Below are 12,690 nucleotides of genomic sequence, written 5' to 3'. Positions count from 1 at the left end.
AGTCAGACATCCCCATGCAAGGATCCGGAAACCGGCCATCCGCGAACCGTTCAGATCACGACATCTAGGCCCTCCGTTCCATTGCGCCGACATTCCGGTTGGATCGGGCGCGGCGCACTGCCCGGCCCGTCACGACGGGCTGCCCGGCGCAGGCGCGATCAGGTCGCGCCAACGCCGATCGAATACCGACATGCTGAAGTGCTGCTCGCAATAGGCCGCGAATCGCGTCGCCGCTTCGACGACATCACCCAGATCCGCGGACGGTTCGGCGACGAACCGCTCCAGCCGCGCTTCGCTCATCGCAAGCGCGTCGTCGTGGAATCCGAGTCCTTCGTACGCGGCTTCGTTTCCGACCGGCACGCACCCGTACGAAATGGCCTCCAGCACCTTCGATTTGATGCCGCCGCGAAGGAACGCGGGACACAGCGCGATGGAGGAGCCGGTATAGACGTCCGCCTGCGTCGGCGCAAATCCGGCGAATTCGACATTCGTAACGGGATCGTATCGACCGGTCATGCGCCCGAAAATCACCAGCGGCGTGGCCGGCCTGACGCGCGCCCATAACGCCACCAGGTACTCGATTGCGAGCCGGTTCTGCAACTGGCGGTCCGAACCGATAAACACGAACCGCAACGGTGCCGCCGGATAACGCACCGGTTTCAGCGAATTCATCGGCGGGGCAATCACATGCGTCTTGATCGCTTCGTCGTCGGTGAGCGACATCCGCAACGAATGCGCATCTTCCGCGGAAACGAGCGTGACCGCATTCGACGACCCGATCGCCGCGCGCTCCTGCCGCTTGAGCGCGAACGCTTCATAACCCAGGAATGCGTTGCGGATCATCTTCGCGTTGGCGAGCCTGACGAACGGCCCCGGAATCGATTTCTCCAGATACCCGGCCGACAGCGGAAAATCCTGCTCGCGCAGGATGGTCGCGCGGCGCGACATGAGATCGTCGAAATCCACGACGATCCGGCATGCGGGCACGTTGCGCCGAACCAGGATCGCGTAATCCACCAGCCGGATGCCGTCGAAATAGATCACATCCGGCTTGAACGCATCGACGGCGTGCAACAGCGCGGTCCGCTTGCTCGGGTGCGAGAACATCGCCACCTGAAGCGCGCACGGCGCGCCGCGCAACACGCTCCATCCGACGCGCACCGCCGCGCCGATCTTCGCGCGCAAGCCTCCATCCTCGAACACGGAGCGAATCTTGAATTCGGCCACTTCCGTCTGGTCGCCAAGCGCCTTCCGGATGAAGCTCAGCGTACGCTCCCGCCCGTTCGTCACTTCCTGCGGAATGTCCCGCGTCATCACCATCAGCACCCGATTCTTCACGAGCGGCCCCTCCATCGATCCACAACCCTTTTCATTGCATTCACCGCACGCGAATCGCGGCACGCGCGTTCGGCCGGCCGCCGACGCGGCGAACCACCGGCTGCACGAAAGCGGCTGTTCATGCGCGCTCCCGGTTGTACGCGAGATTCCCGAGAACGATGCTCCAGAAGACGAGCAGCGATACGGCGATGCCCGTCGACGGCGCATACATCACCAGCGAGCGCGGCATGACGAACGGCGCGGCGACGATGGCTGCGACGATCAGCACCTGCTTGATCATGACGAGCCGGTAACGGCGCACGGCCAGCAGCCACGTGCTCAACCCCGCATCGACGAACGTGGCGATCGAGCATCCGGTCGCGTAGATCATGATCGGCACGCCGTGGACGAACGCGGGCCCGTAGATCATCAGGAACACTTTCTGGCCGATGAAATAGCTGCCCACCCATGCGGCACAGCCGACCAGGCCGAGATACAGGCCGAGCTTGAACGCCTTGGCGCGCACGAGCGACTCGGTCCGCGCCGCAAAGACCATGCTCGGCGCCAACGCCAGTGCCAGCGTCGTTCCGACCGAATTCCACTGCTCGACCAGCGACGCTGCCGACGCGTAGATGCCGAGATCCGCCTTCGAGACCAGCACGCCGAGCAGCAGCCGGTCCATCCGCAATACCAGGACACTGGCCGCGATGGCCGGCCAGATCCTCAGCCCGCGCACGACCAGCGCTTTCGTCACGGCTGCATCGCCGCGAAACGGTCTGGGCGACTTCAGCGCCAGCGAGCGATAACGACTGAACGGCGCTGCGGCGGCCACGCACGCCTCGAGCGGCCACGCGAACGCGGCCACGATCACGCCCATCGACGCATGTGCCGCGACGTACAGCCACAGCACCCGGACACAGCTCGCATAGGCTCGCGCCCGTGTGATGACCCACGGCTTGGATTCGGCATAGGCCATCAGCGAGCCGAGCGCGATCGGCTCCACGATCAACGCGAAGGCCGCGATCAACGTAAGCTCGGACACGCTCGACGGGCGCATGACGATCAGCACGATGCCCATGAACAGCAGCATGACGGCCAGCGTCAGTGCCAGCCGAAGACGAAACGCGCGGTAGACGACCATGTGCCGCAAACGCGGGTGCTTGCCGAGGATCGGCTGGATCACCTGCGCGCCGAAGATCAGCGCGACGCTGCCGATCACATAGGCGAGCGACAGCGCGAACTGCAGTTCGCCGAACAGGCGCGCGCCGTAGATGTTCGCGAACAAGTGATTGCTCGCGATCGCGGCGAGCGCCCCGATGATCTTCTCGCACACCACGCCCGCGAACGACGAAAACAGGAGCCTGACGAACGCGTTCAAGATATCCCCGTCCGCGTCGCATCGGCGTTCGAGCGCCTCGCGTCGATGCACACCCACCAGATCAGCGCGATCAGCAGGTAGAAGAGCGTGCGCGCCCCGAACAGCGTCCAGTAGTCGCCTTGCTGGATCGAGTAGGTTGCGTAGGCAAAGATCTTCGTGGTCAACCACAGCATCACGACACCGCCGCGCATCGCGACCTGAATCAGCATCGCGCTCACCGCACCGTATATCGCGCCGGTCAAGGCAACGAAGAGCGCACCGCCCGCATAGCCGAACCAGTAGACCGGCACCGCCATGTTTCCCATCGTGAACGTGACGTCGTCGAACACGTAGGCCTTCAGGATCTCCGGCGTGCCGTACGACAGCATCAGGTCGCGCAAGCCGCTCACCGGCGCATCGCTGAAGAACGTCGGTTCCGTGAACGAGCCGAGCGATGCCACGAAACGCCCGAACGCCGCCATCCCGCCGAGCGGCGGCGCGCCGAACAGATGCGCGTCGCCGTCCACCACGTACCACGCCTGCCCCTGCTCGAGAAAACGCGACATCATCGTCTCGGCGATGTCCAGCCCCTGCCCCTTGTACGCGTAGAACACGGACACGCCGCCGATCACGAGCGCGATGGCCGAGCCGATTCCCAGATAGCGCATCACCGGCTTGCCGTTCATCGCCTGAATCGCGACGAGCGGGGTCAGGAAGGTCAGGCACACATGCAATACGGCCATGAACTGCTCGCCGTGCAACGCCTCGAGCACCAGATCGGCGACCATCATGAAGACGGACACCCATCGCACGGTCTTGTTCGAACTCGTGCCGAAGGTACTGAGCAGCACGGCAACGAAGGTCTGGTTGTTCAGGAACAGGTTGAACAGCGTACTGTTCGACGCATCGTTGCGCAGCGCGTAGCGGTTGATGCCGCTCAGCACCGCAAAGCCGCCCGACAAGCCCGCCAGCACGCCCGTGGCAAGGATCGCGGCGACCAGCCCCAGGCCGAGTGCGACGCTGATCGGCTGGAGCGTCATCCGCGCGCGGATCGGCTCGTGCGCGGTACGCACCTTCAGAAACCGGCCGAATCCGAACCGCGCACACGCAACGAAAATCACGTAGAACGACAGCAACCGGCTGAACGCGCCGTTCGCGACGCCGAAGATGTCCGTTTCCCGGAGAAACCCGCCGGATTCGATCCCCACGCCGGCCACGAAAGCGGTCAACCCGATCACCAGCGGGTAAAGCATCGACACGGCGAACACCGGAAGCGCGACGATCAGCGCGATCACCCCCGTCACCGCCAACAGCAACGTACAGGTCGCGCTCGGTTCCATCAGGCCGAGCGCCGGCAGCATCGCGTTGACCGTCAACGCGAGCACGAACAGCGTCGAGACGGTCAGCCCCAATGCCGCTTCGACCCTGCCGTCGGCTCGAATCGTTCGCATCACCGCCTCTTTCACGCTTCGGCCCGGCGTGCGCGCGAACCGTCGTGCACGACCCGGTCCAGCACGTCGTGCAGCTGCGCGCTGACCGCGCGAGACGAAAAACGCCGTGCGTTCGCCCGCCCGTCGCTCACCAGTCTCGCGCGGAGGGTCGGGTCGCCCGCGACGCGCTCGATCTGCCGGCCCCATTCGGCCGCATCCATCGGATCGGCAACGGCCACGAACGAATCCCCCATCGTGTAGCGATACACCGGCAGATCCGATGCGACGACCGGCACGCCGACGAACTGCGCCTCGATCACCGTGCGGCCGAAACCTTCGTGCAGCGTCGGCGACACGTACAGGTCCGACGCCTGGAAGAAATGACCGAGATCGTCGTCGCCGACGTTCTCGACGAAATGGGCGACAATGCCTGCCTGCGCGGCGATGGCCCGGCACTCGTCGCGGTTGGCCTGGTTTTGCGCACTGCCCACGCGCAGCACCACGACGTCCTTGCGCCCGAGCGACGCCAGCGCGCGAAACAGCGTCGCGTTGTTCTTGCGCGTTTCATCCGAGCCGACGTTCAGCACGACCAGCGCTTCGCCGATCCGGATGCCGAAGCGTGCCAGCAGCGCCGCGCGCGCCTGTTCGCGTACGCCGGCGTCGATCGGCGCATAACGATCGTCGAACGCATTGGGTACGACCTGCATCCGGTCGGCCTGGATACGAAGCTCCGCCAGCGCCTCTTGCGCCGTCACCTCCGACGGCGCGAGCACCACGTCCGCCGTCGCGATCAGCGACTGCGTCAACCGCATATACGCGTTCTTCAGCTTCTCGACCACGCCGCGCACCTGGCCGGGACGCTGCACGTGATGAAGCACGATGCCGACCCGTCCGCCGACCCACTGGATCAGCGGAATCATGAAGGCCAGGTCCTCCTGATAGAGCATCACGAAGTGCCCCGCGCGTGCAGCCGACATCGCACGCAGCGGATACAGCACGAACTGCGTCCAGTAGCGCCGCAGCGAACGCGGCTCGGCCGGAATGTCGATCGGCTCGACCTCGAACCCCGCAAATGCCGGGATGAAGTCGATGCATTTGAGGCTGTACCGCATCACGCCGTTCCAGCTCACCGGCCGCGGCCCGAGAAACCACACGACCCGCACCGCTTGCGACGCGCGTCGCAGTCCATCCTTGCTTGCCATCGATTCACTCATGCGATGCGCTCCTCGCCCGCGCGATCACGTGCGTGCCGCGGCGAAGCCGGCGCCGATTCGGCGAACGCCATGCAACGGCGACGGCTCGAAGCCGTTGAACACCAGCCCGTCGACGCGCACGCCGACCTTGCGCAGGCTCTCGAGCGCATCCGTCATGCCGGCCGAACTGGCCGAACCCTGCCGCGCCACCAGCAGTGTCATGTCGGAGATGCGCGACAATGCCGCGATATCGCCCACCGGAAGCGCCGACGGCGCATCCACGACGATCATGTCGTACCGGCCTCGCAACGACGCGGCCAGCTTGTCGAGGCGGCCCACGTCGAACAGATTGCGCGTCGACGCGCTCGGCTTTCCGGCAGACAGCGCATCGAGGCGTTCGGTCGCGCGGGTGATCGCCTCCTCGGCCGGCAGCGCCCCCTTCAACACCTCGGACAGACCCTTCGTCGCGGTCACCGGAAAGTAGCGATGCAGCCCCGGTGCGCGCACGTTGGCGTCCACGATCACCGTCTTGAGCCCGCTCTCGGAAAACAGGTAGGCGAGATTGGCGGCGATCATCGACTTGCCCTGCGCGGGCGCCGCGGACGACACCAGCACGACCTTCGCGTCGCCGCCATAGGCGGCCAGCCGGTGCCGCAACGTCAGCGCGAGGCTGTCCATCGCATCGGCCAGCGGCACGTCGGCGGGCTCCTTCGTCGCGATGAAGGCCGGCGTGCGGTTCGCATCCGCGTCGGCCTGGCGTCGCGAATTCGGCAGGATGCCGAGCATCGGAATACCGAACGCCGCTTCCAGGTCGTGCGGATCGCGAATGCGCCCGGACAGCAATGCACGGCCCTGCGCGGCCAGGAAGCCCAGCATCAGCCCGATCAGGGCGCCGGCCAGGATCGCGATCAGGCGCTTCGGCCGGACCGGCTTGTCGCTGACGACCGCCTTGTCGACGATCGATGCGTTGCCGACCGTCCCGGCTTCCGCGATCTGCAACTGCTGCGCGTTGTTCAGCAGCCCGACATACAGCTGATTGTTGACCTCGACGTCGCGCGCGAGGCGCAGGTACGTCTGTTGTTGCGACGGCAGGCGCGCCGCCTTGTCCTTCAGCGCGGCGGCCTGCTTGTCGAGCTCCTTCAGCTTGTTGGACGCCGCGACGACCTGCGGTTGCCCCGGAACGTATTTCGACAACAGGTCCTGGTATTCGAGCTTGGTCTCGAGCCGCGATTTGTCGACGAACGCGAGCTGATCGACCAGCAGGCTGACGTCGCCCTGCGCGTCGATCGAACCCTGCTGATTGCGGAACGCGTTCAACGCCTGCTCGGCCTTTTGCAGCCGGGCCCTGACGATCGGCATCTGTGCGTTGAGGAACGTGAGGCTGCGCTCGGCATCGTCGGCACGGCGTCGTGCGTTGAAGCTCAGATAGGCCGCGGCGATCGCATTGAGCATGCGGGCAGCGAAGATCGGATCCGCATCCTCGAAATTCAGCTGCATGATGCCCGACTGCCGTTTCGTCTCGGTCACGCCCAGTTTCTTCAGGATCGCGTCAAGGCGAACGTCGGCGGCCACGCACCGCACGCGGAATTCGGTACCGGGGCGCGCGACGATCCGCGCCACGTCGACCTGATAACCGTTGCTCGCGCTCGGCACGCCGACCACGCCGCTCAGCACTTCCCTGCCGCTACGATCCTTCAGCCGAAACCGGTTGTCGTCGAGATAATCGAACGTCAGTGCCTTGCCGATCTGCGCGGACGGAACCTCGAACGTCCTGAATTCAAGACGCTCGCCGCCCCACGCCCACGACGACATCCCGAGCGGCGGCTCGGCGAGACCATCGGCGTCCTTCGACAGGAACGCGCCGATGAGGCCGCCGACGAGCGGGAAGCGGTTCTCGACCGACACCTCGGCCTGGGCACCCGTCGCGTTGATCGCTTCCATCACGACCGAGCGCGAGCGGACGATGTCGATTTCGCCGACCACGGCCGAATTCTGAATATCCAGCGCCTTCGAGATCGACGACAGCGAACCCAGCGCGCTGGCCTTGTTTTCCTCGATCTGGATCAGCGTGTCGGCCGAATACACCGGCGTTGCCGCGATCGAATAGACGATCGCCAGCAGCAGGCATGTCGCGAAGACGGCTGCGAAGAGGCGCCCGTTGTCGAGCACGTTCTCCAGCAAGTCGATCGGCGACAACCGCGTCACATGCCGGGAAACAGGTTTCGTTTCGTTTGGGTGCCCGGTCAATGCAGGTCGGTCCATCTTCATGCTGAACTCCAGAATCGAAGATCCGGCTGGCTTCGCCGCTTTGCGCGCGTTGTTGTTCACATTCATTTCTTTGAAAATCCGGCTGAAAACCCTTCAGTGCCGACCGGGGATCCACCGTGCCGGAAACCTGAATTCCCCGGATGTTTCCGCTCGAATCGGCACAACGGCCGGCAAGCCGTTATCGCGGCCTCGTTCGTTTCATTCCGGCATGCAGCCGTCGATCCTGCCGCCACGCCTAAACACGCGCGGCAGCGATTCCGGTCTCTTCCAGCGCCGCGCCGATGTCGGACAGCCGCGTCACGACGTCGATGCCCGATTCGGTTTCCGCGCGGCCGGGCCGGTCGCCGACGAACAGGAAGCGGCGCCCCACGCCGGCGCGTGCGCCGGCATCGAGATCGGATCGCTTGTCGCCGACCAGGATCGAGGTGGACATATCCAGGTCGAGATCGCGCCGTGCGTCGTTCAGCATCCCGGGCTGCGGTTTCCTGCACGCGCATGCCTGCCGGTAGCGACCGATACCGGCCTCCGGGTGATGCGGGCAGAAATAGACGCGGTCGATTCTCGCGCCGCGCTCCTCGAAACTCCGGCGCATCCAGTTCATGAACGCGACGAACTGCAACTCGGAAAAATACCCGCGGCCGATTCCGGCCTGATTCGTCACGACGACCACCCGGTGGCCGGTCGCATTGGCCAGCTGCACGAGATCGAAGATCCCGTCGACGAACACGCAGTCCTGCTGCCGATGGACGTAGCCGTAGTCGACGTTGATCACGCCGTCGCGATCCAGGAAAAGGGCTTTACGCTTCACTGGTCCCGGTCTCCAGCATCAGCGGAATGACGGTTTGCGCACGCGCATAATCCGCCGGCACCCCGATATCGATGAACTCCGTGACCTCGGGGAACACGCGGATGTCGAGCGCGGCGACCCGCTCGCCCAGGAAATCCTGTTCGAACGAGAATTTCGCCGGGTGATCGAAGCCAAGCAGCTTGCCCGCATTGACGACATACGTGCCAGCGTTGATGTAGCCCTGTCCCGGACGCTTCTCGCGGAACGCCGCCAACCGGCGCGACGCCGCATCGAAATCGAGCGTGCCGTAGCGCGAAGCGTCATCGACCTGCGCCGCCGCCACGACGAGGTCGGGACCCGTCGCGCGATAGAACGCCGACAACGACTTCAGATCCAGATTCGACAACGTGTCGCCGTTCATCACGATCATGTCGGGCGCACCGTGGGCCTTCATCGCGTGAACGATCGCGCCGCCGGTGCCGAGCGGTTCGTCTTCCTCGACCACGGAAATCGCGAGCCCGAAGTCGCGGGACGTCACGAGTTCCTTGATCGGGCCGCTGCCGTAGCCGAGCGACAGCACCACGTCCGTCACGCCTTGCTGCTGGAGCCCGCGTAGCATCCAGCACAGAAACGGCTCGCCATCGATCGAGGCGAGTGCCTTCGGCATCGTGTCGCCCAACACCGGGCGCAGCCGCGTGCCGAGGCCACCCGCCAGGATCAGGCATGGCAACATCGTGCTCATCCGAAGATCCGCTCTTCGACGATGCCGCAAATGATGTGGCCGCACACGAGATGCCCTTCCTGGATCTTCGGGGTCGACGCGCACGGAATCTCGATGCTGATGTCCGCACGCTGACGCATCTCGGCCGCACCGGGCCCGTTGCCGGTGAACCCGACCGAGAACATGCCGGCCGCCTTGGCCACTTCCAGCGCACGGAGAATGTTCGGCGAACGCCCGGACGTCGAATAGGCCCAGAAGATGTCGCCGGGACGCCCCGTCGCCTGAATCTGGCGCTCGAACAGCTTCTCGTATCCGTAGTCGTTGCCGATCGCGGTCATGACCGAGCTGTCCACGGTCAGTGCAAAGGCCGCGAGCCCCGGTCGGTCGAAGTTGAAACGGCTGACGAATTCGCCGGCGATATGCTGTGCATCCGCCGCGCTGCCGCCATTGCCCGCGAGCAGGATCTTGTTGCCCCTGCGCAGCGCCTCCGTCACCCGATCCGCCACCTGTTCGATCCGCGCCAGTTGCTCGCGGTCGGACACGAGCGCCGTCAAAACCGACAGCGTCTGGCGAATTTCGCTCTCTACTCCGATCGTCATTGATTCTTTCTCCACGACTGCGCGCCGATATCCGTGAACGTGCAGTTGAGCACCTGGCCGTTGATTCCTTTGTATGTATCCAGCGCACGCATCACGGCCGACCGTTCGACCGGATCGACGAAGAACATCATGAAACCGCCGCCGCCGGCGCCGGACACCTTGCCGGCCTTCGCGCCGGCGCGGACCGCGACCTTGTACAGGTCGTCGATCATCGAGTTCGAGATGTTTTTCGCCATCCGCTTCTTCGATTCCCATGCGTCGCGCATCGACGCGGCGAACGCGTCGAAATCGGCGCGCAGCACGGCCTCTTTCATCCGGACGGCTTCATCCTTCACTTCGTGCAGCGCGGCCAGCGAATCGACGACGCCTTCCGTCACGTTGCTGCTCTGTTCCTTGATGATGTTGGCCGACTCGCGCGAGACGCCGGTGTAATACAGCACCAGCGACGCCTCCATCTCGGCCTTGATTTCCTGCTTGATCCGCAACGGATTGACGATCACGCGGTCGCCGTAGAACTCCATGAAGTTCAGCCCGCCGAAGGTCGCCGCATACTGATCCTGCTTGCCGCCGGCAAGCCCGAGATCCTCTCGTTCGATGTCGTGCGCAAGGTGTGCGATGTCGTATTCGCCGAGCGGCAACGACAGCAGTTCGCAGAACGCCCTGACCAGCGCGACGACGATCGTCGACGACGATCCAAGCCCCGATCCCGGCGGTGCTTCGGAGCACGTCGTGATCGTGACGGCCAACGGGTGGCCGCCATGAAAATCCCTGACGATCCGGTTGTAGACACCGACGTGCAAGCCGAGTCCGTTCTGCACCTCGAGCACCGGCGAGACGGGACCGATCCACCGTGTGTCGGTATCGGCCGCCACCAGTTCGACCTTCGCGTCGTCGCGCGGCGCGATCGATGCATACGCGAATTTTTCGATCGTCACATTGAGCGCCAGACCGCCGAACCGGTCCGAATAAGGCGGCACATCGGTTCCGCCGCCGCCCAAACCCAACCGCAAAGGAGCCCTCGAACGGGCAATGAAGCGTGTCATGAAATTTCTCGCAGGCAATGAGTCGGAAGCCGGCGCGATGCCGTGCCCGACCCGCGCGTCCGTCGTACATGCCGGGCCGCTCGCCTGACGCATCGCGCCGGGCACCGGTGCCGGACCACGAATGCGCATGACCAGGAAGCTGCTGCCTTGCCGCCGGGAATGCGCGACCATGTTCGTTGGCGCAACTATGCGATAGATGCGCAACACGCTGCGTGCGATGGCTTACATTAAGCCGCCTCCGCGAAATCGAAGCAGCCAACCTGCGTTACGCTCTGTTCACGATCGGCAATCGCGACGTGCGAATCGGTATCGAAATCGCCGCCACGTCCCCCGGCCGGGCATGCAAACGTCAATCCGTCATTGCCAATTTTTGACAATCGATTCCGGAAGCGACGTCGCCATGAAGAACGGACCGATTGCCGTGGATTCGAATGCCATTGAGGAGCGTCACGGCGATGTGCAGAGCGAAGCGGGCTCGCGACAGCAGGCCCGAATTCGATCCGGATACCGTATCAAATGAACGGCCGCCGACGCGTTGCGGCAACGACTGCGCCGGGCAGTCGTTGCTTCGCAATCTGCCGGCCGGCAGCCCGATACCCCGACATCGACATGACTGCCCCGAATTTCCTGATTCAACGATGCTGGATAAAAAAATGAACAACGATCGACCGTTCGATGCCGTGACGCCGGATCACCATCGCACTGCCGTGCGCCGCGTGTGCATGGCCCTCTCCTTCGCGACCGTCGCGATGCTTTCCGCTTGCACGGTGGTGCCGGGGCAGCACATGAGCTCGACCGCGTTGCCGGTCACGACCGCCGACAACGGCGACGTGACCAGCGACATGCAGGTACCGGTCAAGCAGATCGACCTGACGCAGATCGAGCGGATCCGGGCCGAACAGAAAAATGCGCCCGCCACCTCCCTCTCGCCGAACCTGTTCGCGAAGCCGGACATCTACCGGATCGGCGCCGGCGACGTGCTGCAGATCACGGTATGGGATCACCCGGAATTCGCCACGGCCGCTGGGCAACCGGTGCAGAACACGAAGGCCGCGGACGCCGCGCCTGGTTTCGTCGTCGACAACAACGGCAACGTGCAGTTTCCGTACGTGCCGCGCCCGATCCATGCAGTCGGGAAAACCGCCGCGCAGATTCAGCACGAGGTCACGACCGAACTCAGCAAGGTATTCGTCAAGCCGCAGGTCACCGTGCGCGTGGCGTCGTTCCGCGCCACGCAGGTCTATATCGACGGCGAAGTGCGCAACCCGGGCGCACAGGCGATCAACGACATTCCGATGACGCTGATCGAAGCCGTCAGCCGTGCGGGCGGCTTTGCGCCGACCGCGGATCAAAGCCGCGTCACGATCTCCCGCAATGGCACGATCTATCCGCTGAACGTCGCGCGGATGATGAAGACGGGGAAGAATCCGGCGGACATCATGCTGAAGCCTGGCGACATCGTGCATGTCGGCGCGCGCGACGACAATCCCGTGTACGTGATGGGCGAAGTGGTCAGGCCGCAAGCCGTTGCCCCGCTTCGCGACGGTTCGCTCACGCTGAGCGAGGCGCTCACGCAGGCCGGCCAGCTCAACCAGCAGACCTCGAATGCGAAGCAGGTGTTCGTGCTGCGCAAGGACGCCGACAGCGCGCCCGTCATCTATCACCTCGACATGGCGTCGCCGGTTTCGATGCTGCTCGCGAACCAGTTCCCGCTGGCGTCGAAGGACATCGTCTATGTCGACAACACCGGGCTCGTCCGCGCGAGCCGCGTGCTGAACCTGCTGCTGCCGGCGATCAGCGCCGGCTTGACCGGCGCACTCGTCACCAAGTAACGCTCCACATGCCGGCCGGGTCGCGCAGGTCTCCGCGCACCCGGCCAGGCTCGATGCGCACGCAACGAACCGTACCGCCTTCATCGGCGCATTTCCCCGCGCAAACGCCCGTTCGCAGGTACTTCTTACTCCGCGCCGCCACC

The 12,690-nt window shown here is 64.7% G+C and carries 10 protein-coding genes; 1 reads left to right on the top strand and 9 read right to left on the bottom strand.

The window, feature by feature from the left end:
• Window positions 1-129: 129 nt before the first annotated feature.
• The 9 genes from HWX39_RS12140 to HWX39_RS12100 form a co-directional block, all read right to left on the bottom strand.
• Entirely contained in the window at window positions 130-1,338 is a 1,209-nt protein-coding gene (locus HWX39_RS12140) for a glycosyltransferase (protein ID WP_175968315.1), read from the bottom strand.
• 118 nt (window positions 1,339-1,456) lie between these two features.
• Window positions 1,457-2,695, bottom strand: coding sequence for a hypothetical protein (locus HWX39_RS12135; protein WP_175968314.1), 1,239 nt, complete (start codon window positions 2,693-2,695; stop codon window positions 1,457-1,459).
• Window positions 2,692-4,125 carry a DUF6418 domain-containing protein gene (locus tag HWX39_RS12130; RefSeq protein ID WP_175968313.1) on the bottom strand — a complete coding sequence of 478 codons (1,434 nt, stop codon included), beginning with the start codon at window positions 4,123-4,125 and terminating at the stop codon, window positions 2,692-2,694. The genes HWX39_RS12135 and HWX39_RS12130 overlap by 4 nt, the downstream gene beginning before the upstream one ends.
• An 11-nt stretch (window positions 4,126-4,136) precedes the next feature.
• Window positions 4,137-5,318 carry a glycosyltransferase gene (locus tag HWX39_RS12125; protein WP_175968312.1) on the bottom strand — a complete coding sequence of 394 codons (1,182 nt, stop codon included), beginning with the start codon at window positions 5,316-5,318 and terminating at the stop codon, window positions 4,137-4,139.
• 24 nt (window positions 5,319-5,342) lie between these two features.
• Window positions 5,343-7,565 (bottom strand): GNVR domain-containing protein, encoded by a 2,223-nt coding sequence (locus tag HWX39_RS12120; RefSeq protein ID WP_175968311.1) that lies wholly within the window; start codon window positions 7,563-7,565, stop codon window positions 5,343-5,345.
• A gap of 235 nt (window positions 7,566-7,800) precedes the next feature.
• Window positions 7,801-8,373 carry a D-glycero-beta-D-manno-heptose 1,7-bisphosphate 7-phosphatase gene (gene gmhB / locus HWX39_RS12115; RefSeq protein WP_175968310.1) on the bottom strand — a complete coding sequence of 191 codons (573 nt, stop codon included), beginning with the start codon at window positions 8,371-8,373 and terminating at the stop codon, window positions 7,801-7,803.
• Window positions 8,363-9,094, bottom strand: coding sequence for a nucleotidyltransferase family protein (locus HWX39_RS12110; RefSeq protein WP_244134973.1), 732 nt, complete (start codon window positions 9,092-9,094; stop codon window positions 8,363-8,365). Before HWX39_RS12110 ends, gmhB begins: the two co-directional genes overlap by 11 nt.
• Complete coding sequence (locus HWX39_RS12105; RefSeq protein WP_175968308.1) at window positions 9,091-9,672, bottom strand: D-sedoheptulose 7-phosphate isomerase; 582 nt, start codon at window positions 9,670-9,672, stop codon at window positions 9,091-9,093. The genes HWX39_RS12110 and HWX39_RS12105 overlap by 4 nt, the downstream gene beginning before the upstream one ends.
• A complete protein-coding gene (locus HWX39_RS12100) occupies window positions 9,669-10,715 on the bottom strand; it encodes a dehydrogenase (RefSeq protein ID WP_175968307.1) in 1,047 nt (348 codons plus the stop codon). Before HWX39_RS12100 ends, HWX39_RS12105 begins: the two co-directional genes overlap by 4 nt.
• Window positions 10,716-11,368: 653 nt before the next feature.
• Between HWX39_RS12100 and HWX39_RS12095 the strand changes: the two genes are divergently transcribed.
• Window positions 11,369-12,547, top strand: a complete 1,179-nt coding sequence (locus HWX39_RS12095) for a polysaccharide biosynthesis/export family protein (RefSeq protein WP_175968306.1) — start codon at window positions 11,369-11,371, stop codon at window positions 12,545-12,547.
• The last annotated feature ends 143 nt before the right edge of the window (window positions 12,548-12,690 follow it).

Source organism: Burkholderia sp. BCC0322 (genome assembly GCF_902833045.1).
Lineage (GTDB): Bacteria > Pseudomonadota > Gammaproteobacteria > Burkholderiales > Burkholderiaceae > Burkholderia.
This window is presented reverse-complemented; position numbering and strand designations above follow the sequence as displayed.